Raw genomic sequence first — 21,974 nt, 5'->3', positions numbered from 1 at the left:
GCCGGGCCTGTCCTGGCGGTATACGCTTGCTTTGCATCGGGCCTGGGCAGAAGCTATGCAGCAATAGGAGACCCCCGATGAACCTGCAAGAAATCACCCAACGCCTGCATCAGATCCGCGATACCAACGACTGGCGCGGCTTCCACAGCCCGAAGAACCTGGCCATGGCCGCCAGCGTCGAAATGGCCGAGCTGGTAGAAATCTTCCAGTGGCTGAGCGAGGACGAATCGCGCCAACTGCCTGCCGACAAGCTGGCCCACGCCGGCCAGGAAGTCGGTGACGTGGTGCTCTACCTGTTGCTGCTGTGCAGCGAACTGGGCCTGGACATGGACCAGGTGGTGCGTGCCAAGCTGGCCGACAGCGAGAGGCGCTTCGCCCGATGAACGATCGTCATTTCGATGAGCTGGCCACCCGCTTTGCCGAAAAGATCTATGGCGGCGCCAAGGGTGCGATCCGCCTGGCGGTGTTGCAGGCCGACCTGGCCGAAGCGCTACCCGACCGCCCGCTACGCATCCTCGACATCGGCGCCGGGTTGGGCCACATGGCCTTGTGGCTGGCCGAGCGCGGCCACCAGCTGACCCTGGCCGAACCTGCGGCGCCCATGCTCGAAGGCGCCAGGGCGCGCTTTGCCGAAGCCGGCCAGACCGCGACCTTCATCCAGGCACCCTGGCAAGACCTGCTCGGCCAACTGACCGAGCGCTACGACCTCGTGCTCTGCCATGCAGTGCTCGAATGGCTGGCCGAACCCGAGAGCATCCTGCCAGTGCTGCACCAGCTCACGGCGCCCGACGGCTGGTTATCGCTGGCCTTCTACAACCGCGACGCACTGGTCTATCGCAACCTGCTCAAGGGCCATTTCCGCAAGTTGCGCAGCAACCGGCTGGAAGGTGAAAAGCAGAGCCTGACCCCACAGAAACCGCTTGATCCACGCGAACTCAAGGCGCAACTTGAGCCTATGTGGCAGGTTGAAAGCGAAAGCGGCGTGCGGGTGTTTCACGACTATATGCCCAAGGAATTCCAGGGCAAGGCCGAGCTGCTCGACCTGCTGGAAATGGAACTGGCCCACCGTCGCCACCCTACCTTCGCCGGACTTGGCCGCTACCTGCACTGGGTCTGCCGCCCCCGCTAATCCGCCACGCCGGGAGGAACACATGCCGTACCGTCTGTTGTGCCTGGCCCTGCTGCCCATTGCCCTGGCTGGTTGCCAGGGCAGCAACCCGTATGTGGCCAGCAGCCGCCCGTTACCACCGGCCCCTGCGCAGGCGGCCAACACCTTCGACGCCAGTGCATACCCTGCGCCCGCTCGTGATTATGGGCACTACCGCAGCTGGAGCTGGCGCAACGGCCAGTTGCCCAGCGGCGCTGTGGGTGCCGACCCGGCGCAACTGGCCGATGCGGTGAGCGGTGCGCTCGACCAGCATGGCCTACGCCCCTCTCGCGCAGGCCCTGGCGACTTGCTGGTGAGCGCCGGTATGCGCCTGGAAAAACGCTTGCGCCAGGTGCGTGACTACGACAGCTACGACCCCTACTACGGGCCGTACCCTTATGGTGGCGTGGGCTATGGAGGCTATCGCCATGGCTATGGGGGCTATGCCAGCGTGCCCATCGTGCGTACCTACGAGGTCGAAGTCCTGGTGGTGCGCATCGACCTGTACGACGCCCGCAGCGGTCAGCCGGTCTGGAGCGCCAGCGCCGAAAGCAGCAGCAACAAGGACTCGCCCCGCGAGCGCGAAAGTGCCTTGCGCGATTCTGTGCACAAGGCGCTCAGCGGCTATCCTCCCAGTTAATAGCTAACGGAGAACCATCATGTTGCGCCGTCTCGTTCTACTGTCATTCGCATTGTTGCTCGCTGCCTGCTCGAGCAACAACGTCCAGCAGGATTTCGATGCCAGCCGCGATTTTGCCGCCTACCGTAGCTGGGCATGGCAGGAGCCGGGCCTGCAGTACCGCCCGGATGACCCACGGATCAAAAGCGACCTTACCGAGCAACGCATTCGCCAGGCGGTGGCAGAGCAACTCGACCAGCGTGGCCTGCGTCCGGTACAAGGCGGAGCGCGGCCGGACCTGACAGTACGCACGTACCTGATCGTGGAACAGCGCCAACAACAGATCACCACCAACTACGGCGGTGGCTGGGGTGGCTACTGGGGCGGCTACTGGGGTGGCCCGATGTACAACGAAACCCGCAGTGTCGACTACAAGGTCGCCACCATTCAGGTCGACATGTTCGATGGGCGTGACGGCAAGCTGGTATGGCGCGGCAGTGCCGAGCAGATCATGAACAACTACCCGCCAAGCCCGGAAGAACGTAACAGCGCAATCCGCAACACCGTGGCCAAGGTGCTGGGCAACTACCCACCGGGCAGCAAAAAATAGCGTCGGAATATGGCGTTGGCATGCACCGTGGCCCGCGAAGGAAGTGGCACGGTGCATGTTACTGCCTTCGCGGCTGAACCCGCGCCTACACTGATCGCGATTCTCAGTACGACTGAATCCCCTGCCAGGCCGGTGTCAGCTGCGACAAAATCCATTCCACGCACGCCTTTTTTCCGTTGCCAACCGCACTCCCCCGCGCGTTCCCGTCTATCTTCATCTAGGTAAACCTGACTGACCGGGTAGAAGTGTTCAACATTTGGGAAAGGCGACCTGCCAATGCAAAGCATTGTTCTCCTGCTGTGGCTTGCCTTGTGCTCCGAACAGGATGTGCGTCAACGCCAGATCTCCAACATGCTGACCCTGGGGGTGGCTGGCTGCGCCCTGGCCTGGCTGTTCGCTACCGGCCACAGCTGGATAGGCGCCGATGCCAGCGATGCCGGTTGGGCGCTGGCCATCGTCATGCTGCTGACCCTGCCAGGCTACATGCTCGGCCGCTTCGGCGCTGACGACGTCAAGCTGATGGGCGCCCTGGCCCTGGCCACAAGCCCGCAATATGTACTCGGCACCTTTATTGGCGCGGGTGTCAGTGTGCTGGTCTGGCTATTGACCCGCCGACGCCTGTGGACTCTGCTCAATCCCAAGATAAAGAAGCGTTTGCAGGCCCTGACCGAGGAAATGGGCGACAAGCAGGCTTTCGTCCCTTATGTGTTGTCAGGTTTTCTTCTGACAGCCGTATGGATCCAGTAAGCCTTCCAGTGGTCCGATGACTTGTACACGCCTTGTACATTTTCGCCTGGTGCGACTACTTTTAAGCTGCCAGAGCGTCTGGCACGGGAGCAGGGCCGTATAAGAACAGGGAGTTGATCGTGTCCAGATCAGTGAGTGAAGTGAAGGTGTTGGTGGTTGATGACCAACCGGTCATTGTCGAACAACTGAGTGAATTCCTCGAAACCAAGGGCTATGCCTGCGTTACAGCCCTCTCAACCGACGAAGCCATCGAGCACTATGTGGCAGACCCTAGCATCGGCCTGCTTATCTGTGACCTGCACATGCCCGATCGGGACGGCATCGAGCTGGTGCGCGCCTTGAAGGAGATCAACGGCAGCCAGCGCATGTTCGAAGCCATCATGTTGACTGGGCGTGCCGAGAAGCAGGACTTGATCCGGGCGCTACGCGAAGGTTTCGCCGATTACTACCAGAAGCCGATGGACCTCGATGAACTGCTGGCAGGCGTCCGCCGGCAGGAAGAGGTCTTGCTGGAGCGCCAGCGCAATATCCGTGATCTGGGTGGATTGAACCAGCGCTTGCAGGAACTGGCCGAGTCGGTGGACGAACTGTATCAGGACCTGGAAAAAGCCCGTGGCCAAGGCACCCACCGGCGTGCCAGTGATGCAGAAGAAAGCGAAAGCGAGCTGCCAGCAGCGTTCGAGAAACTGTCACCACGCCAACTGGAAGTGGCGCGCCTGGTTAGCAAGGGCAAGACCAATTACCAGATCGCCTGTGAACTGGGCATTACCGAAAACACCGTGAAGCTGTATGTATCTCAGGTATTGCGTTTGACGCATATGCACAACCGCACCCAACTGGCTCTGGCGCTGACCCCTAGCTCGTCGCCCGTGCACCAGCGGTTCACGACCCATTGAGTGAAGGCTCGGCACACCATTCTGGAGCGGCCTGGCGCTGCGAAAGGCTGCTCCTGCAAGCCCATAGTTGCCTGCTACAACTGGATCGCCAGGTTCAACGACAGCCGAGGCCCACGGTCCAGGCTATCCAGCGCCACATCCGCCAACGGCTTGGCCACTTCCAGCGCCACATTGAACATATGCCCAGCCCCTAACCGCACACCCAGCGCCACCGAAGCCAGATGGGCGTCCTCCACCGGTCCCCGGTTATGCCAGGCCTGTGCGGTATCCACCACCGCATAGGGCTGAACCCGCGCAAGCCAGCTACTTCGCATGCTGTAGTTAAGCTCGTAAGCCACACCCCAGCCCTTGTCACCGTCCGCCTGATCGCGCGGGTAGCCACGGCCGAAATTCTGCCCGCCAAACCCCGCACGCTCACTGTCGGGCAAGCGATCGTCACTCCAGTACAACGCACCGGATACCACCCCCTGCCAGTTTTCCAGCAGCGTGTCGCTCTGCAGGCCGGAAAGCCGAAAGCGCAGGAAATCGAGATCGTAGTCAGCATCGCTGCGTGCCCCCAGATAGTCCAGGCCCTGATAGACCCCGACACTGACGATACGCAAACGCCCCTGCTCCACCTTGCGCCAGTCACCTTCGAATGACAGCGCCCGTACATAGGTGTCGTACTTGCGAAACGGTGGCTGCTCGGCCATCCGGTCTTGATCTTTCTCACTGACTGAGTACACGTGGCCCTGCACCGCCAGCCACTCATTCGGCCTTACGATCACCGGCTGGCGCAAACCGATCGCATAGCGTTCACTGTCGTGCTTGCGAGTGATATCGCGGCCATCGTCCAGACGTATGCGCGTGCCGGGCTCGCTGCGGTAGCGCGAGGCCGATAGCAGCAGTTGGCTACCGGCAGAGTCCAGGTACTGGCTGTAATCGAGACGCTGGTAATGGACCCGGTCTTCCCCAGAGGGCAGCAGCCAACTGGCCGCGAACTGTTCGCCATGGCGAGTCTGGGCATTGCTGGCTGCCGTCAACAGGGCCTGAGCAGCGTCACGGCTGGAGTCGGCCACGGTCACCGCGGCGCTGAGCGGCTTGCGCCGTGCATGCACGGTCAACTGGGCGACATCCTCGGCAGCCCGCGCCATTGTCAGTTCGGCCTCTACCACGACCCCTGGCATGCGCGTAGCCAGGCCCAGATAGCGCTCCAGCGTTTCGCGGGTCAGTGGGCGCTCGGCCTCAATGCGCGCCAGCAACTGCTGCAAATACTCACTGGCCGGTCCAATATCGCCGTCCAAGCGGTAATCACGTACGTAACCTTCGACCAGCACCACGTCGACCCTGCCATCTGCCACATCCTGAGGCGGCAGGTAGGCATACGACAGCAAGTAGCCCTTCTGCCGGTAGCGTTGGGTCAGGCGCTGGGTGTATTGCTGCAATTCACCCAACGTGGTTTCGCGCCCGATCAGCGGCTGATAGTGTTCACGCAGGTCGCCCAAGGGGAACACCGTGCCGCCCTCGAAGCGCACTTTTTGCAGCACCAGCCGGGTGTTGGCCGGGGCCCAGTCGGGGTTGTCGATAGCCGCCCCTGCCAACCGTATGCGGGGGCTCACAGGGGCGTAGTCCGTCATCGGCAGGTTGGCGCTGGGCAGACGCCGCTCGTATTCATGGCTGTCGAGAAACCCCGGCAACGGCTCGGCGTGGGCAGCAAGTGCCCAAAGCAGCAACATCAGGGGCATGACCAGAGGACGCATAGGGCACTCCATGTTCCCATGGGTTGCGGGGCACCAGCCGGTCACACCCGTCACTTGCAAGCGTAGGTGCTGGCCCGGCTGTCGTCGAACACCTACTCACTGACCTGGAACGCCACCCGCGCCGTCTGACCGCTTTCGTCCAGCGCGCTGAGTTCGGCCTGCCCGACCTGTGGCAAACGCAGCAACAAGCTGTCCTGCCCCTGGGTTTCACCCAACGGCTGGCCGTTGAGGAACCACCAGCGCCGTCCACCACCACCCAAGGCAGATACCTGCAATTGCAACGGCTCAGTGCTGGTGGCCGGGCGGCGCAGATGGTCGCCAGGGCGCACACCGACGATCGACAGCGGTGGTGCACTGGCCGGCGCCTGCGGCGGGCAGGCCGGGTCGATGGCCGGCAAACGCGCCATGCGCCGCTCGACACGCGGTAGCCACGGCTCCAGCGGCGCCGGCCACAGGACGATGTCACGAGCCCTGGCGCCCGGGCAGCTACCATCGACCCGCAGGCCCTGATCGTTGACCCACACTGTTTCGCGCAAGCCCAGGCCCAGCGGCTGGTCGGCTGCCTGCAAGGTTGGCGGCGTGGTGCCGTCCAGGGTCCATGCAAAGCGCTGACGCCGACAGTTGGTGTCCTGCTTGCTCATCGGCTGGCCCAGCGGCCAACAGATTGCCGCAACGCCAATATTCGCAGGTACTCGCTCTACCGGGACGCTGATACCGCGTTGGCTGTCGCGATTGCTCAACAGATCGTGCACCTGCAACATCAGCGGCGCCGCCGACGCCAGGCCGAACTGACCGGGCACCGGTGTACCGTCGGGGCGGCCAATCCATACGCCAATCAGGTAGCGCGGCCCCACGCCAATCGACCAGGCATCGCGAAAGCCGTAGCTGGTGCCAGTTTTCCAGGCCAGTTGCGGGCGCTGCACCAGTTCGGCGTGCGGGTCGCGGTCCGGGCGCGCCTGGCCACTGAGAATACGCCGGATGATCCACGCCGCCCCCGGTGACAGCAACCGGTGCTCCACCAGGGGGGCCTGTGGCTGCAAGCGCACCTGCGCACTGTTGCCCCCCCGCGCCAGCGCCGCGTAGCCGCCGACCAAGTCTTCCAGGCGGCTGCCGGCACCGCCCAGGATCAACGACAGGTTGGGCTCGGCAAGGGGCGGCAGTATCAGCGGCATGCCCGCCATGCGCAATTGCGCGGCAAAGCGTTTCGGGCCGTAGGCTTCCAGCAATTGCACGGCGGGCAGGTTGAGCGACAGGGCCAGCGCTGAGCTCGCCGACACCGGCCCGCTGAAACCCATGGAGAAGTTGCCAGGGCGATAGTCGCCATAGCGTCGTGGAACATCCTGCAACAGCGATTCGGAATGGATCAGGCCATCGTCCAGCGCCATGCCGTAGAGAAAAGGCTTGAGGGTGGAGCCGGGCGAACGCAGCGAGCGCACCATGTCGACATGGCCAAAGCGGCGCTCATCAGACAAATCTACCGAGCCCAGGTACGCGCGCACCGCCATGGACTGCGCTTCGACCACCAGAATGGCGGCCGAGGTACGCTCGGGCAGCCGGGCGCGCCAGCCCAGCAGCAAGTCTTCGAGGCGCCGCTGAAGCGCAGCGTCAAGCGTGGTCCGAATCAGTGGCGGGCTGTCAGCACTGTTCAGGCGTCGGGCCAGCAATGGCGCCAAAGCCGGCTCCTGGCGTGGCGCCAACACCAACGGCTCCTCGGCTGCCTCGCGGAGCTGCTGGGCCGGCCATACCTGGTATTCAGCCAGGCGCTGCAGCACCTTGTCCCGGGCACGCTGGGCACGCTCGGGGTGGCGGTCCGGGCGCAGCCGGCTGGGTGCCTGGGGCAGCACAGCCAGCAGCGCCGCTTCGGCGGGTGTCAGGTGACGGGGGGACTTGCCCAGGTACGCCCAGCTGGCTGCCGCCACGCCCTGAAGCGTGCCGCCGAAAGGTGCGCGGTTCAGGTAGATCTGCAGGATGTCACGCTTGGACAAGTGCCACTCCAACTGCAACGTGCGCCATAGCTGGCGCAGTTTACCGCCCAGGGTACGGTCGTGCGGGTCGAGCAGGCGTGCCACCTGCATCGACAGTGTGCTGCCGCCCGACACGACACGCCCGCTGCGCAGGTTCAGCCAGGCCGCACGGGCCAATGCCAGCGGGTTGACCCCTGGGTGGTCGTAGAACCAACGGTCCTCGTAAGTCAGCAAGGCCTGCAGGTAAAGCGGCGAAACCTCTTCAGGGCTAACTGGGTAGCGCCACACGCCCTCAGCATCGGCAAAGCGCCACAACGGTGTGCCGTCTTCGGCCAGCACTACCCGGGCCAGGTCGTCACCCGGCATCGGCAGCGGCCAGATACGATCAGCCAGCCAGAACAGGCCGCCCAGCACCAGCAAACTGATCAGCGTGGCACGCAACAACCTGCCCGCACGGCTGCGTGGTCGCGCTAAGCTTGGCATCGGGAACCGACCTGGCCAGGTAATGGCCAAAGGCTTTGGGACGACAACCTCGCCGATTTTTTCATCAGGAAGCAACTATGCATGTAGAAGGTTTTTTCGAGTGGCTGGGCCAGGCACTGGGGTCGTTGATCCGCTTCATCGTCGACGCATTGAGCGGGCTGTTCAACCTGCTGGCCAATGCTGGTGGCAACTTCATCGATGGCCTGTCGCGCACCTTGGGCATGGACACCTCGCTGCTGAGCATCCTGGCGCTGATCATCGGCCTGATGCTGCTGTACTCGGCAATCCGCGCATTCATGCGCGCGTCGATCATCCTCGGGATCATCTGGCTGGTGCTGGGGCTGTGGGTGATGAGCTGGGTGATCCACTGATCTGCGCGGTGGGAGCGGCCTTGCGTCGCGACAGGACTGCACAGCAGCCCCAGGATTTCAGCTTCGCCGCTTGAACTTCCGGGGCCGCTTCGCGGCCCTATCGCGGCGCAAGGCCGCTCCCACATTGTCCGCGTCGAGCGGGACTCTAGCGGGCTTTCACGGTCATCTCCCCTTGCCCATCGCCCACGGCCTGCAGGTTCGGCCGATACATCGACTCGACCTGCGGCGGCGGCACGCGGTAAGTGCCCGGTGTCACCGCTCGCGCCAGGTACAGCAGGTGGGTGGTGCCATAGCCGTCAAGCTTGAGCGCGGCCACGTAACGGTCATCACGATACTCCTGATGCACCACGCTGGCGTTCTGCATCGACTCGCGCCACGCCTTCACTGCACTGCTGGCATTGTCCAGGCTGGCGGCGCTTTGAGCCAGGTTCTGGTTTTCCAGCTCCAGGCCTGCCGGCAGCAGGTCCACCACCAGCGCGTCCGGCACGCGGTCCTCGGCTTTCAGCGCCAGGTGCACGAGCACAAGGTCGCCACTGCGCAGGTTGTGCAGGTCCAGCGGCTGGCCATTCATGCCCAGGTACTCTCTGCGAATCTGCAGGCCGTTGCCGCCAGCAGCAGGCGCCTGTCGTGGGTAGCCCGACAGAGTCAGCTGCTGGTACAACGTCTCGCTGCCCTCGTTCTGCACGCTCAGTGGCGAGGCCAGTAACGGGCCTTCCAGCTTCATACCGGCCTCGGCATTGTTCAACTCGCGCACTTCACCCGCGCTGTCCAGGCGTGCCTGCCACTGGCCTTCCGGCTTGCCCAGCAGGCCACGGCCAGCGAGGAACAGTGCATTGCGCTCTTGGGTCGACAGCCAACGGTTGGCCGCCAGTTCATCCGACAACGCGAACAGGCGCTGATCGACCTGGCTGCTGGCCAGGTTGCTTTCCTGCAGCAGTGCCAGGATCAGCGCCTGGTCACGCAGGGCGCTGCCGTAATCGGCCAGCCAGCCTTTGCCACGGCTGATGCCCAGGCCCGCCTGCAAGGCTTGCCCGGCACGCGGTTTGTCGCCCATTTTGTCCAGCGCCACCGCCAGTTGTACCAGCGGCAGACCGGAGCGGGCATCGGCGCGACGTTCGAACAGGCCGCGCAGGGCCCCCAACGGCGCCTGCTGGCTGCGCGACAGCACCAGCGCCGCATAGGCCTGCACGGCAAAGCGTGTGTGGTCGGCATTTTCGCTGTAGTCGACTTCGATCAGGTTGCGTTCCTGCAGGTAACGCAGCAGGCGCTCACTGGCCTTCTTCAGTGCCTCGGCAGGCACGCCGTAACCTTGGTCACGGGCACGCAGCAGGAAGTCAGTAACATACGCGGTGAGCCAGTACTCTTCTTCGCTGTCCGAACTCCACAGGCCAAAGCTGCCGTTGTAGCGCTGCATCCCCAGCAAGTGCTCGATGCCCATCTCGATCTTGCGCTTGCGCACATCCGCCGGCTCCCCCTTGATGCCCAGGCGCTTGAGGCTGTCGGCATCGGCGTACAGCGAGGGGTACAGGCCACTGGTGGTCTGTTCGAGGCAGCCGTAGGGGTAGGCTTGCAGCGCGCGAATCTGCTCGGCAAGGTTCAGCGGCGGCCGGCTCGACAAGGCCAGGCTGGCTTCCAGGCCAGCCGGTTCGAAGGCGGCCAGGTCTGCTTCGGGCAGGGTCCACGGCTGGTCCTTCAAGGCCACGCGGTAGTGCTTGAGCATTGCCGGGTAGGCCGGGCGCACGCCCAGCGTCCACTCACGCTCGAACGCTGTGATCGGCTCGTTCGGCAGTTGCAGGCCCGTCACCCGGACATGTACCTTGCCCTGCCCCAGACCACCCTGGGCCTGCACCGGAATCATCAGCGTCGAGCGCTGCCCTTCGGCCAGATTAACGCTCTGCACGGCGTCGGCCGCCAGGCTCAGTTGCCCTTCTGTGGTGATTTCGACGTTCAGTTGCTGGGCGCGGCCGGACAGGTTGGCCAGGTCCAGTGCCAGGCGGGTACGGTCGCCACCGGCCAGGAAGCGCGGGGCCGAAAGCTCGGCAATCAACGGTGCGGCGACCACGGTCTTGCCTTCGGTCATGCCGAAGTGCTCTTCGGTCCAGGCCTGGGCCATCAACCGCAGTTCGCCGTTGAAGTCGGGGATATCGACCGTGGCCTGGCCCTCACCCTTGTCGTCCAGCGTCACCGGCAGGCTCTGTTGGGCAACGATGGTTACCGTAGTGTTGGGTCGCTTGCCCCCCTTGGCCATCGCTGCGTCACCACCGAATGCCAGGCTGGCCAGGCGGCCCTGCCCGGCCTCGATCAGTTGGCCGTAGATGTCCAGTTGATCGGCACCATAGGCCTTGCGCCCGAACAGGCTGGCGAACGGGTCGGGGGTTTTGAAATCGGTAATGTTGAGGATGCCCACGTCCACCGCCGACAACAGCACATGCACCTGCTTGGGCACGCTGCCATCGGCGTTGGCGGCCTTGATCTTCACCGTCAACGGCTGTTTCGGCCGCATTTTCTCCGGTGCCTGCAGGCTCAGCGCAAGCTTGCGCTCGGCGCGGTCCAGCGGCAGGTGCAGCACGCCCACAGCACGCTTGGGCGTGGCATTGGCCTTGCGCTCACCCGGGCGGATAACCAACGCGCTGATGTACAGGTCGTGGCGGGCCCAGGCCTTGTCCAGTTGCACGTCAAAGGTCTTGCCCTCGGCGGGCACATCGATTTCCTGCCACCACAGCGGGCCCTCACTGGACTCGATCATCAGGTAGCCGCTGCCCGCAGCGGGCGGGGTGACGGTGACCTTGGCGGTAGCGCCATCGGCGTAGGAGGGTTTGTCCAGCGCCAGCTTGACCTGGTCCGGCCGTACCGCGCCGCCCTCAGCGTTGTCCTGGGCACGATAGCCGGCCCAGAAGCGCTCACTGGATACCAGGCCGGTCTGCGGGTCTTCGACCTCGACGCGGTAAGGGCCCCATTCAACCTGGAAGCTGAGCTTGGCAGTGGAACCTGCCTTGACGCTGATCGTCTCTTCGTTCTGGGTCAGGAACTTCTCGTTGTAGGCGTAACTCCAGCCGTCGCTTTGCGAGTAATTCCAGTAGTAATCGCGGCGTTCGCGAACAAGGCGCACCTTGAGCGCATCGGCCGCCAGTTTGTTACCGTCGCGGTCGGCCACCAGGAACTCGAATTCCACCGGGCCGTTGCTATCAGTTTCCTCACCTTCGAACAGGCCTCGCAGGCCCGGCAGGCGCTCAGCCGGCCAGATAGGCTGCTCCAGGCGCCGGGTGATCGGCCGGCCACCCGACTCCTGCAGGCTGGCCTGCACGGTAAGTTGCAGCGGAGAGCGGGCCTCGGCCCAACGGCTTTCGATATCGACCACCGCCTTGCCGGCCTGGTCAAGGGTGACTTCGTCCAGTTCCAGGTCCTGGTTCAGATCGGTTTCGGTGACCGAACCGAACTGGTAACCAGGCAACGCCGGTACCGCCTCGCGCAGCGGGCGTACATAGGCCTGACCGCTCAGGCGATTGCCGGCGGCCGGGGCGCCATAGAGGTAACGGCCATTGACCTGGATGCGCGCATCTTCATCCGGCGAAAGCGGTTGGCTGCTGCCCTTGAGCTCCAGCGCCAGGCGCTCGGGCAGGAAGTCTTCGACAAGGAATTCATAGACCTGCTTGCGCCCGCCACCCAGGTCGAGCAGCAGTTGCCAACGGCCCGTCGGGGCCTCGGTGGCCAGTTGCAACTGGTATTGGTACAAGCCATTGCTGTCGGCTTCCCAGACGAACTTGCGGCTCACCTGTTCATCCGGGCGACGCACTTCCACGCTCACTGGCTGGGCTTTGACCGGCTTGCCGTCCTGGTCGCGCAGCAGGCCGTTGAGCAGCACCGTCTCACCCGGGCGGTACAGGTCACGCGGGCCGAAAATGAAGAACTGCAGCGGGTTGGCCTGAGGCCCGGTGATGTCGAATTCGGCCAGATCCAGGGCTGCGGTGTTCAGGCGCAGCAGCGTGGTATGCACGCCCTGAGTGGCGATCAGGGTATCGGCCTTGGGCGTGATCGGCAGTTGGGCATGCCCCTTGCCATCGGTAGTGGCCTGGGCCAGCAGCTTGCCCTTTTCGTCATGGATTTCCAGGTTGACGCCGCTCAGCGCCTTGCCGCCTTCCAGGGCTTGAGCAAACACGTCGATGCGATCGCGGTAGCGGTGGGCCGACACGCCGATGTCGCTAAGGGTGAACAGGGTTGCCGGCTGAGAATAATCGTAGGTACCCGAGGCGCGCATCACTGCCAGGTACACGCCTGGCGCCTGCAACGGCTTGATGCCGGCAATCGGCAGCAACACGGTCTCACGCGTGTTGCGTGCCGGGTTGAGATCAAAGCGGCCGCTGTAGACCAGCTCGGCCATGTCCAGGGTTTCCTTGGACTGGTAGTAGTACAGGCTGCTGTTGCGCCCCCAGTTGGCCAGGAAGGTCGAGAGCATGTCTGGCTTGACGCGGAAGAACTCGACATCCACCTTTTCGACGTTCAGGGCAATCACCGGCAGGCCTTCGGCCAGACGCGTAGGCAGCAGCGAGCCGCGGCTGGCAAAGCCGATGGTCGGCTGCATGTCGCGGGTTTCCAGGCGGGTGATCGACTCGCTGTCCAGCTGCTTGCCATTGACTGCCAACAGCCCCTTGTCGACGGTCAGCACCAGCTTGCGCTGCGGCTCCAGGTGGCGCAAGCGCAGCTCCATCTGGTTGTCGGAGAGTTCCCAGGCACCGTCGAGCTTGCCTTTGACGGTGTCTACCAGGTGCACTTTGTTGGCGAAGTCCTGCTTGGCATCCAGCGGTACGGAGAAGCTGACCGACAGCGTTGCCGCGCCATCGAGCTGCACTTCCGATACGTCCAGCACCGTGAGTTCGCGGCCCTCATAGCGCTTGGCGAGCACGGTCGGGTCCTCACGCTTGGGGGCGGAGGCTTCGGCGGGCACGGGTGCCACAGACTTCTCGACCGGCGCCGGTTTACCCGGCGTGGAAGAGTCACAGGCACTGAGCAACGCCAGCGCGCAGGCCAGCAACAATCCTTTGTTGAACATGAGATAGGAACTCTTGGGCAGCGTGTACGTGAGGGCAGCAACTATAGCGCAACGTCAGGTGCAGCACCCGGCGTTGCGCGCCAGGTCAGACCATGGTCGCGCTAAATGGTTGCCTGGTCGGTACACTGTGGCCATTCGTTAAAAGGGGGCCGCGTTGCGCCCCTTCGCGGGCTTGCCCGCTTCCACAGGTTTGGCGCCGGCCGCAAGAGCAACACTTTCCTGTGGGAGCGAGCACGCTCGCGAAGGGGCGCAACGCGGCCCCAAGATCTCATGGAATGCACATGCCCCAACTCGCTGCCGACTGGCGCCACCGACCCACCCACCGCAAGGTCTGGGCGCTGGCCGCGCCGATGATCCTGTCCAACATCTCGGTACCGCTGGTGGTGCTGGTCGACAGCACGGTCATCGGCCATCTTCCGCACGCCCACCAGCTGGGTGCGGTGGCCGTGGGTGCCACCTTGTTCACCTTCATGGTCGGCCTGATGGGCTTCCTGCGCATGGGGTCCACCGGCTTCGCTGCTCAGGCCGCCGGCCGTGGCGACGGTGCAGCGTTACGCCAGGTACTGGTGCAAGGGCTACTGCTGGCGGTCGGCTTCGCCCTGTTGATCGGCCTGCTGGCCCTGCCCTTCAGCCAGCTGGCACTTCATGCGATGCAACCCAGCGCAGCCCTGCAGCAGTCCACCGAAGACTTCTTCCATACCCGCCTGCTTGGCCTGCCTGCGGCGCTGGCCAGTTACGCGCTGGTCGGCTGGTTCCTCGGCACCCAGAACGCCAGGGCTCCACTGGCCATCCTGCTGACCACCAACCTGCTGAACATCGCCTTGAACCTTTGGTTCGTGCTGGGCCTGGACTGGGGCGTACTGGGCTCGGCGCGGGCGTCGGTGATTGCCGAATGGACTGCCGCCCTGCTCGGCCTGGCCTTGACCCGTCCGGCCCTGCGGGCCTACCCGGGGCAGATCGTGTGGGCAGCGCTCAAGCGCTGGCAGGCCTGGAGGCCACTGCTGGCGGTGAACCGCGACATCTTCCTGCGCAGCCTGGCGCTGCAACTGGTGTTCCTGCTGATTACCGTGCAAGGCGCACGCCTGGGCGAAGCGACCGTGGCGGCCAACGCCCTGTTGCTCAATGGCCTGCTGCTGACGGCCTATGCGCTGGATGGGCTGGCCCATGCGGTGGAGGCCTTGTGCGGCCATGCCATTGGTGCCCGTGACCGCGACACCCTGCGTCGCTCGCTGGTGGTGGCCTGCGGCTGGTCGCTGATCACCAGCCTGGGCTTTGCCGGGCTGTTCCTGTTGGGTGGGCACCTGTTCATCGACTTGCAGACCGACATCGACAGTGTGCGGGCGGCGGCTTATCCGTATTTGCCCTACCTGGCATTGCTGCCGTTGATCGCGGTGTGGAGTTACTTGCTGGATGGGTTGTTCATCGGCGCGACCCGGGCGCGGGAAATGCGTAATGCAATGCTGGTTTCGGTATTGATTGCGCTGCCGGTGGCAGTGGCCATGAGCGGGTTGGGCAACCATGGGTTGTGGATGGCGTTTCTTGGGTTCATGGGGTTGCGGGCGGTGACGTTGGGGTGGGTCGGGTGGCGGTTGCAGCAGAGGGACCTGTGGTTTGGCTGATTGGGGCCGCTTTGCGGCCCATCGCGACGCAAGGCCGCTCCCACAGGGGATAGCGGGTCGGCCTGCTTTCGCGATCGCTGTGGGAGCGGCCTTGTGTCGCGAAATGAGGGCGAAGCCCTCACATGCTCACAGCCATACACAGTCCCAATGGGGATACTCGCCAGCCCGCCGCACCAGGCCGGCCCGAATGGGGTTGGCGATGATGTAGCGGGCCACCGCTCGCACATCCTCCTCGCGACGCAAAGCCCGGTCATGAAAGCTGGTTTGCCAGATATGCCGTCTTTCAGCACCGGCCTTGTACAAGGCACAGCTGCTTCTGGATTTGAATTCGCACATTAGCCTACCCAGGCTCACTGGACCCAGCTCGATAAGCCAGTGAAGGTGATCCGGCATCAACACCCATGCCAGCGATCGACAAGCCTTGCGCTCATCGCTGAACCGCAACTGCTGGATCACGGTCCTGGCGAATCGGAAGTCTTTGAACAACGGCGTTCGGCTGCGGGTAGTTGTGGTCAACAGGTAGAGGCGCCCGGATTCGGACACCCGGCCATTACGTAAACGATGGGAGCCTGGACGTTCCATGTCTTTCTCCTTTGAATTGTGCATTCAAAGTTAGCGCCGCGAATGCGACGGGCGAGGACAGGACCATTACCGGGTATGACACGGTGAGGGCTTTGCCCTCATATCGCGACACGAGGCCGCGCCCACAAAAACAAGCAATCCGTGCAGTTTTTGCGGGGCGGCCCCGTCAATTACGACGACAGGTACGAAGACCGGGTCAAGCCCAGGCGCAAGGCATCCAGATACTGGGTCCGCTCGCGCGCAGTGATCTTGGCGCTGGCAACCTTGTCGCGATAATGCGTCATCAACTCCTCCGGCGACAGGTGCACGTAGCGCAGCATGTCTTCGATGGTGTCGTGGGTTTCGATACCGGCGTGGTACACGCTGCCGTCGGCATTCTGGTAGATGTTCACCGAGTCGGTGTCACCGAACAGGTTGTGCATGTCACCCAGGATTTCCTGATAGGCACCCACCAGGAACACGCCCAGCAGGTAATCCTCGCCCTCCTTCACCGCATGCACCGGCATGCTGGTTTCGATACTTTGCTCGTCAACGTACTGGTTGATCTTGCCGTCGGAGTCGCAAGTCAGGTCCTGCAATACCGCACGCCGCATCGGCTCTTCGTCCAGGCGATGCAGCGGGATGATCGGCAGTACCTGGCCGATGGCCCAGGTGTCTGGCAGGCTCTGGAACACCGAGAAGTTGCAGATGTACTTGTCGGCCAGCTTGTCGTTCAGCTCGTCCAGCACCTGGCGGTGCGAGCGCTGGCGGGCTTTCAGCGAGTTGTGCAGGCGGCGGCACACGGCAAAATAGCACTGCTCGGCCAAGGCTTTCTCGCCCAGGCTGATCTTGCCGTCGGCGTACTGCGCGGCCACATCACCCATGTAGTGGGTGGCACGCCAGTAGGTCTCGGTGACCATCTCGATGTCGGTCGGGCCAAGCAGATCGGCCAGCCACTGCACGGTCTCGGGCAGGGCTTCCTTGTTCTCGATGGTGGGTACGTCGTCGTTGTGCTTCTCGACATCGGTGACCTGGATCACCAGCATGGCGTGGTGCGCAGTCAGCGAACGGCCACTCTCGGAGAAGATGTGCGGATGCGGCAGGCCCTGCGCGTCGCAGAACTCCTTGAGCATGCCCACCACCACGCCGGCGTAGTCGTCCATGTCATAGTTGATCGAGCTGGCATTGCGCGAATGGGTGCCGTCGTAGTCCACGCCCAGGCCACCGCCAACGTCAATGTGGTCGACCGGCAGGCCCAGCGCACGCAGTTCGCCGTAATAACGGATGGCCTCTTTGAAGCCGTGCTGGTAGTCGGCCAGGTTGGCGATCTGCGAACCCATGTGGAAGTGCAGCAGGCGGATGCCCTGGTCCAGACCGGCATCGCGAAAGCGCTGCACCACCGAGAGCAATTGGGCGGCGGACAAACCGAACTTGGACTTCTCGCCACCGGTGTCGGCCCACTTGCTCGAGGCCAGCGACGACAGGCGAACACGCAGGCCAACCTGCGGTTTCACCTTGAGCTCGGCGGCTTCTTCGATCACCAAGGCTACTTCCGACTCTTTCTCGATGACGATGAACACGTTGTGGCCGAGCTTCTGGCCCATCAGCGCCAGGCGAATGAACTCACGGTCCTTGTAGCCGTTGCAGACGATGGTGCCGCCCTTCGGCGCCAGCGCCAGCACTGCCAGCAACTCGGGTTTGGAGCCGGCTTCCAGGCCGATGGAAACGTTCTGCGTGGCGATGATGTTCTCCACCACCGCTTCCTGCTGGTTGACCTTGATCGGGTACAACGCGGTGTACTGGCTCTGGTATTCCAGGCGCGCGATGTTGGCGTCGAAGGCGCCGGTCAGTTGGCGCACACGGTCCTGCAGAATGTCAGGGAAGCGCACGAGCAAGGGCAGCGACAAGCCGCTCTGGCGCAGTTCGTCGACCTGCTTGAACAGGTCAATCGGAGCACTGTCAGGGCCGTTGGGGCGTACTTCGACGCGCCCGGCGTCATTGATGGCGAAATAGCCAGCGCCCCAATGGCGGATGCCATAAACACTGCGGCTATCAGCCACGGTCCATTGGCTACCATCGTCTTTGCGTGTGCGTCGTACGGACATTCAAGTCCCCTATAGATAAGTCGAAGACACTGCCCGCAGGCAGCGGGGCGAGTGTAAAAGCTGAAAATGACGATTCATCCGTGCTCAGGCATAGACTCTGACCACGGGAACGAGTTTAGAAAGCGCTGGGCAAAAAATCGCGCGGTGGCTTCAGCCGCCGGACTTTTTCGCCTTGAAACCCTGTTTGGTCAGCTCGCCGATCAACAGCTCGACATGGTCGCCCTGGATCTCGATAACCCCGTCCTTCAGCGCGCCGCCGGTACCGCAGCGGCGCTTGAGCGTGGTCGCCAGTTCTTTGAGCTGGTCAGGCGGTAGCGGCACGCCGGTGACGGTGGTCACGGTCTTGCCACCACGGCCTTTGCTTTCGCGGCGCACGCGGGCAATGCCGTCGCCTTCGGGGATGGTTTGCTGCTTGCAGATGCAGGCATCCACCGGCTGGCCACAGTCGGGGCAGTGCCGACCGGCGTCGGTGGAGTACACGAGACCGCCAAGGGCGGAAAAGGAAGAAGCTTTCTTGGCCACTTTTGTTCCTCGGTGCTGAGGACAAAAACTGGTCGTGCCTTGGGGTTGAGGCCGACCGCGAAGCCCCACTCTGGCAGGGGCGGCGCTACTGCTGCAAGAATTGCGGCAGCCCGAAAAGGGCGCGCAGTGTAACGATAAATACGCCTGTTGTGTAGGAGCGGGTTTACCCGCGAACAAGGGCAAAGCCCTTGCCCTGCGAAACGGGTGTCTGGGCCGGTATTTCGCGGGCAAACCCGAGGCTACAAAGTGGCCTTGTAGCGCTGCAACGCCGCCAACGAGTCCGGGCAATAAGGCTTGCTCAAGCTTTCCTGCTCAGCCTGTTCCAGACCGATGAAGCGCGCCTCGATCACCTCTTCCGGCTGCAACCGCAACGGCGCATCCGACACCGCCGAATATACCGCACACCACAAGCGGTTATCCGGCTGGTCAAAGTAGAACCGCTCGTGGAAGCGCAACTCAGCGCCTTCGATGCCCAGCTCTTCGGCCAGCTCGCGCGCTGCCGATTCGGCATACGCCTCCCCAGCCGTGACCATGCCGCCCGCCGCCACATCCCAATACCCTGGGTACAGCGCCTTGCTCAGCGTACGCCGGTGTACACACAATTCACCGGCACTGTTGAACAGCAGAATGAACGTGCAGCGCCCGATCAGGCCACGCTCGCGCAGCTCGGCACGGGGCAAGGCGCCCAGTACCTGGTCGGTCTCGTCCACCCAGGTGACCAGCTCGCGGTCGGAAGCCGCCCGATGGGCGGCCTCGGCGGGGCTGATAGCCATCATCAACCCTGCGACAACAACTGACGCAGGTCGATTACCGCAGCGTTGGCCCGGGAAATGTAATTGGCCATGACCAACGAGTGGTTGGCCCACATGCCGAAGCCACTGCCGTTGAGCACCATCGGGCTCCACAGCGCCTCTTGCGAGGCCTCCAGCTCACGAATGATCTGGCGCACGCTGACGGTGGCATTCTTCTTCGCCAGCACGTCGGCGAAGTCAACCTCGATGGCACGCAGCAGGTGCGACAGCGCCCAGGCTTGGCCACGGGCTTCGTAGAACACGTTGTCAATCTGCAGCCATGGGGTTTCTACCAGCTCCTCGTCCACCTGCGGCGCCTGACCGGCAACGACCGACTCGGTCTTCAACGTGCTGTTGAGCTTGACCCGCCCAACGCTTGCCGACAGGCGCTGCGACAGCGAGCCCAGACGGGTGGCCACGTCACCCAGCCAGTTGTTCAGGTTGTCGGCGCGGGTATAGAAGATCGCGCCCTTGTCGCCGGCAGCCAGACGGGTCTGGTAACGGGTCAGCGACTTGATGCCCTCTTCGAACTCCGACTCGCTCGACGGCAGGATCCAGCTCTTGTTGTCGAAGTTGAAGCGTGGCTCGGCCTTGGCCAGGTCGGCGTCTTCGGTGGACTGCGACTGCGAACGGGCGAAGTCTTTGCGCAGAGCACGGGACAGGTCGCGGACCTGGACCAGCACGCCATATTCCCAACTTGGCATGTTGTCCATCCACAGCCCTGGCGGGAAGCGGTCGTTGGAAATGTAGCCGCCCGGCTTGTTCAGCAAAGTGTTGGCCACGGTCTTGAGGGTTTCGACGGTGGTATAGCCCACCACCATCTGCTGGCCAGCACGTTCGGCTGCGGCCTGGGCGTTTTGCTGCACCGGGAACAGAGCAGGCTCCTGGCTCCAGTACCAGCCCAAGCCGATACACACCAGCAGGTACAACCCGATCAGGGTCCCCAGGGCACGGCTCCAAAGGCCGCCAAGGTAGCTACGGGCGGCAGCGCCGCGCCCGTCGACACGCTCACGGGGCTCGGCTTTGGCCTCTCGGTTTTTCCAGTCCAGCATGGCTTTGTCCTTAATCAGTCACGACGGTTCAGGGGCTTTGACCACAGGCCTGCGCTAGGGTGCCACGGTAAGCCCGAATGCCAGCACTATAAAGCAGACACCACCGTACGCATAAGCGACCATTCAGTCAGCAACTGAATATTCGTTCTGCCCGCTTTGTTGACGCAGGGCACTCACGCACTTGAAAAGAGCTGCTAGCATAGAGCCATCATTGCCCCTGCACATCCCAACCTATAAGTAGCCAGGACATGAGCCAAGCAGTCGAGCCGAGCCCGCAGTGCCCCGTCCAACAGCTGACGCGTAACGGCCTGCGCAAGGACGATCCGCTCGACCAGTTGCATCTGCCCGTGCGCAAACCGGTGTACATCCTGCTGCAGGACCACGAGCGCGCCCAGCGCCTGGCCCAGCAACTGGAATTCTTTGGTCTGGTGGTGCAAGCGTTGCCGAGCGCCGCAGCGTTTCTCGCCTCGATCGGCGAGTACCCGCCGTCGGCCATCATCATGGATGTCGACTTCACCGGCGCCGGGCTGGGCTTGCTGCTGGCCGCTCAGGTGCAGCAGGGCCTGGCACGCTCCATTCCGTTGCTGTTCTTCAGCCATCACGAAGCCGACACCCCTACCCGCCTTGCCGCAGTACGCGCCGGCGGTCAGGATTTTCTCACCGGCAGCCTGGAAGCCTCCAGCTTGCTGGAAAAGGTCGAACTGCTGACCAACACCGCCCCGCACGACCCGTTGCGCGTGCTGATCATCGACGATTCGCGCACCCAGGCCATGTACACCGAGCGTGTACTGGCCGGCGCCGGCATGCTCACCCGCAGCCTGACCGACCCGATCCGCACCATGGCCGAGCTTGCCGACTTCCAGCCCGACCTGATCATCCTCGACCTGTACATGCCGGCCTGCACCGGCCCGGAGCTGGCCAAGGTAATCCGCCACAGTGACCGGTATGTGAGTGTGCCGATCATCTACCTGTCTGCCGAGGACGACCTGGACAAGCAACTGGATGCCATGAGCGAAGGCGGTGATGACTTTTTGACCAAGCCGTTTCGCTCACGCCACCTGATCACTACCGTGCGCAACCGCGCCGCCCGCGCCCGCCATTTGAAGGCGCGCATGGTTCGCGACAGCCTCACCGGGCTGTACAACCACACTCATATCCTGCAGTTGCTGGAAGACTGCAGCTTCCGCGCCCGCCGTGAGCAGCAGCCGTTGAGCTTTGCCATGCTCGACATCGACCACTTCAAGAAGATCAACGACCGCCATGGCCACCCCATGGGCGACCGAGTGATCAAGAGCCTTGCTCTATTCCTCAAGCAGCGCTTGCGCAAGACCGATTTCATTGGCCGCTACGGTGGCGAGGAATTCGCCATCGTCATGCCCAATACCGCGCTGGACGCCGCACACAAAGTGCTGGACGAAATTCGCCGGCGCTTTGCCGAAATTCTCTACCCGGCGCAGCCACGAGACTTGCAGTGCACCTTCAGCGCCGGCGTGGTGCAACTGGATGAGGGGCTGGATGCACTGACCATGGCCAGCGCAGCGGACGAGGCGCTGTACCGGGCCAAGCATGCGGGGCGCAATTGCGTCGTTCGTGTAGAGCCCTGAAATTCGCACTCACTGTGCCGGCTTCTTCACAGACTCGCCCGCTTCCCCAGGCATTTCACACACCTCAAATCTGGGGGTAAACCTGTGGGAGCGGGCA

17 protein-coding genes are annotated in these 21,974 nt (G+C 63.4%); 9 read left to right on the top strand and 8 right to left on the bottom strand.

The window, feature by feature from the left end; translation table 11 throughout:
* Positions 1–77 precede the first annotated feature (77 nt).
* From ACF8GF_RS01500 to ACF8GF_RS01475, 6 genes are all read left to right on the top strand, one after another.
* Complete coding sequence (locus ACF8GF_RS01500) at positions 78–383, top strand: MazG-like family protein (RefSeq protein ID WP_176684399.1); 306 nt, start codon at positions 78–80, stop codon at positions 381–383.
* Positions 380–1,129: a methyltransferase domain-containing protein gene (locus ACF8GF_RS01495; RefSeq protein ID WP_176684398.1), complete on the top strand. Its 750-nt coding sequence runs from the start codon at positions 380–382 to the stop codon at positions 1,127–1,129. The genes ACF8GF_RS01500 and ACF8GF_RS01495 overlap by 4 nt, the downstream gene beginning before the upstream one ends.
* 22 nt (positions 1,130–1,151) lie before the next feature.
* Positions 1,152–1,787: a DUF4136 domain-containing protein gene (locus ACF8GF_RS01490; protein ID WP_392487557.1), complete on the top strand. Its 636-nt coding sequence runs from the start codon at positions 1,152–1,154 to the stop codon at positions 1,785–1,787.
* Between the two features lie 19 nt (positions 1,788–1,806).
* Positions 1,807–2,376, top strand: coding sequence for a DUF4136 domain-containing protein (locus tag ACF8GF_RS01485; RefSeq protein WP_176684396.1), 570 nt, complete (start codon positions 1,807–1,809; stop codon positions 2,374–2,376).
* A 276-nt stretch (positions 2,377–2,652) separates the two neighbouring features.
* The gene (locus ACF8GF_RS01480) at positions 2,653–3,123 is read left to right on the top strand and encodes a prepilin peptidase (protein WP_176684395.1); all 471 of its coding nucleotides are present in this window, start codon (positions 2,653–2,655) and stop codon (positions 3,121–3,123) included.
* A gap of 119 nt (positions 3,124–3,242) precedes the next feature.
* The gene (locus ACF8GF_RS01475; RefSeq protein ID WP_176684394.1) at positions 3,243–4,019 is read left to right on the top strand and encodes a response regulator transcription factor; all 777 of its coding nucleotides are present in this window, start codon (positions 3,243–3,245) and stop codon (positions 4,017–4,019) included.
* Between the two features lie 74 nt (positions 4,020–4,093).
* Here the strand turns inward: ACF8GF_RS01475 and ACF8GF_RS01470 are convergent, their stop codons facing one another.
* On the bottom strand, positions 4,094–5,758 hold the full coding sequence (locus ACF8GF_RS01470; RefSeq protein ID WP_392460448.1) for a ShlB/FhaC/HecB family hemolysin secretion/activation protein: 1,665 nt from the start codon (positions 5,756–5,758) through the stop codon (positions 4,094–4,096).
* 92 nt (positions 5,759–5,850) lie between these two features.
* Positions 5,851–8,205 (bottom strand): peptidoglycan glycosyltransferase PbpC, encoded by a 2,355-nt coding sequence (gene pbpC / locus ACF8GF_RS01465; protein WP_392487556.1) that lies wholly within the window; start codon positions 8,203–8,205, stop codon positions 5,851–5,853.
* A 77-nt stretch (positions 8,206–8,282) separates the two neighbouring features.
* On the opposite strand from pbpC, the gene ACF8GF_RS01460 reads away from it, so the two are divergent.
* Positions 8,283–8,576, top strand: a complete 294-nt coding sequence (locus tag ACF8GF_RS01460) for a hypothetical protein (RefSeq protein ID WP_004577004.1) — start codon at positions 8,283–8,285, stop codon at positions 8,574–8,576.
* A 145-nt stretch (positions 8,577–8,721) separates the two neighbouring features.
* Here ACF8GF_RS01460 and ACF8GF_RS01455 read toward each other — a convergent pair whose 3' ends face one another.
* Entirely contained in the window at positions 8,722–13,623 is a 4,902-nt protein-coding gene (locus ACF8GF_RS01455; RefSeq protein ID WP_392487555.1) for an alpha-2-macroglobulin, read from the bottom strand.
* Between the two features lie 281 nt (positions 13,624–13,904).
* Here ACF8GF_RS01455 and ACF8GF_RS01450 point away from each other — a divergent pair, with 281 nt between their 5' ends.
* On the top strand, positions 13,905–15,242 hold the full coding sequence (locus tag ACF8GF_RS01450; RefSeq protein WP_392487554.1) for an MATE family efflux transporter: 1,338 nt from the start codon (positions 13,905–13,907) through the stop codon (positions 15,240–15,242).
* Between the two features lie 126 nt (positions 15,243–15,368).
* On the opposite strand, the gene ACF8GF_RS01445 is transcribed toward ACF8GF_RS01450, so the two are convergent.
* The 5 genes from ACF8GF_RS01445 to ACF8GF_RS01425 all read right to left on the bottom strand — a co-directional run bounded on the left by ACF8GF_RS01445 (position 15,369) and on the right by ACF8GF_RS01425 (position 20,273).
* Positions 15,369–15,824, bottom strand: a complete 456-nt coding sequence (locus ACF8GF_RS01445; RefSeq protein WP_047605341.1) for a transposase — start codon at positions 15,822–15,824, stop codon at positions 15,369–15,371.
* A gap of 170 nt (positions 15,825–15,994) precedes the next feature.
* On the bottom strand, positions 15,995–17,908 hold the full coding sequence (gene speA, locus ACF8GF_RS01440) for an arginine decarboxylase (protein ID WP_176684389.1): 1,914 nt from the start codon (positions 17,906–17,908) through the stop codon (positions 15,995–15,997).
* 150 nt (positions 17,909–18,058) lie between these two features.
* Positions 18,059–18,430 (bottom strand): translation initiation factor Sui1, encoded by a 372-nt coding sequence (locus ACF8GF_RS01435; RefSeq protein ID WP_176684388.1) that lies wholly within the window; start codon positions 18,428–18,430, stop codon positions 18,059–18,061.
* Between the two features lie 239 nt (positions 18,431–18,669).
* On the bottom strand, positions 18,670–19,203 hold the full coding sequence (locus tag ACF8GF_RS01430; protein WP_176684387.1) for an NUDIX hydrolase: 534 nt from the start codon (positions 19,201–19,203) through the stop codon (positions 18,670–18,672).
* A gap of 2 nt (positions 19,204–19,205) precedes the next feature.
* On the bottom strand, positions 19,206–20,273 hold the full coding sequence (locus tag ACF8GF_RS01425) for a DUF2333 family protein (protein ID WP_176684386.1): 1,068 nt from the start codon (positions 20,271–20,273) through the stop codon (positions 19,206–19,208).
* A gap of 248 nt (positions 20,274–20,521) precedes the next feature.
* Between ACF8GF_RS01425 and ACF8GF_RS01420 the strand changes: the two genes are divergently transcribed.
* A complete protein-coding gene (locus tag ACF8GF_RS01420; protein WP_392487553.1) occupies positions 20,522–21,877 on the top strand; it encodes a diguanylate cyclase in 1,356 nt (451 codons plus the stop codon).
* Positions 21,878–21,974: the final 97 nt, after the last annotated feature.

It is taken from the genome of Pseudomonas sp. yb_5 (assembly GCF_043103865.1).
Classification (GTDB): Bacteria; Pseudomonadota; Gammaproteobacteria; order Pseudomonadales; family Pseudomonadaceae; genus Aquipseudomonas; species Aquipseudomonas putida_Y.
The sequence above is the reverse complement of the archived record's forward strand: the minus strand, read 5'-3'. Positions and strand labels throughout refer to the sequence as shown.

Coding starts and splice junctions, on each gene's coding strand:
- ACF8GF_RS01450 (WP_392487554.1), top strand. CDS start 13,905: ATGCCCCAACTCGCTGCCGACTGGCGCCACCGACCCACCCACCGCAAG.
- ACF8GF_RS01445 (WP_047605341.1), bottom strand. CDS start 15,824: ATGGAACGTCCAGGCTCCCATCGTTTACGTAATGGCCGGGTGTCCGAA.
- ACF8GF_RS01460 (WP_004577004.1), top strand. CDS start 8,283: ATGCATGTAGAAGGTTTTTTCGAGTGGCTGGGCCAGGCACTGGGGTCG.
- ACF8GF_RS01455 (WP_392487555.1), bottom strand. CDS start 13,623: ATGTTCAACAAAGGATTGTTGCTGGCCTGCGCGCTGGCGTTGCTCAGT.
- speA (WP_176684389.1), bottom strand. CDS start 17,908: ATGTCCGTACGACGCACACGCAAAGACGATGGTAGCCAATGGACCGTG.
- ACF8GF_RS01470 (WP_392460448.1), bottom strand. CDS start 5,758: ATGCGTCCTCTGGTCATGCCCCTGATGTTGCTGCTTTGGGCACTTGCT.
- pbpC (WP_392487556.1), bottom strand. CDS start 8,205: ATGCCAAGCTTAGCGCGACCACGCAGCCGTGCGGGCAGGTTGTTGCGT.
- ACF8GF_RS01430 (WP_176684387.1), bottom strand. CDS start 19,203: ATGGCTATCAGCCCCGCCGAGGCCGCCCATCGGGCGGCTTCCGACCGC.
- ACF8GF_RS01500 (WP_176684399.1), top strand. CDS start 78: ATGAACCTGCAAGAAATCACCCAACGCCTGCATCAGATCCGCGATACC.
- ACF8GF_RS01480 (WP_176684395.1), top strand. CDS start 2,653: ATGCAAAGCATTGTTCTCCTGCTGTGGCTTGCCTTGTGCTCCGAACAG.
- ACF8GF_RS01425 (WP_176684386.1), bottom strand. CDS start 20,273: ATGCTGGACTGGAAAAACCGAGAGGCCAAAGCCGAGCCCCGTGAGCGT.
- ACF8GF_RS01420 (WP_392487553.1), top strand. CDS start 20,522: ATGAGCCAAGCAGTCGAGCCGAGCCCGCAGTGCCCCGTCCAACAGCTG.
- ACF8GF_RS01490 (WP_392487557.1), top strand. CDS start 1,152: ATGCCGTACCGTCTGTTGTGCCTGGCCCTGCTGCCCATTGCCCTGGCT.
- ACF8GF_RS01495 (WP_176684398.1), top strand. CDS start 380: ATGAACGATCGTCATTTCGATGAGCTGGCCACCCGCTTTGCCGAAAAG.
- ACF8GF_RS01485 (WP_176684396.1), top strand. CDS start 1,807: ATGTTGCGCCGTCTCGTTCTACTGTCATTCGCATTGTTGCTCGCTGCC.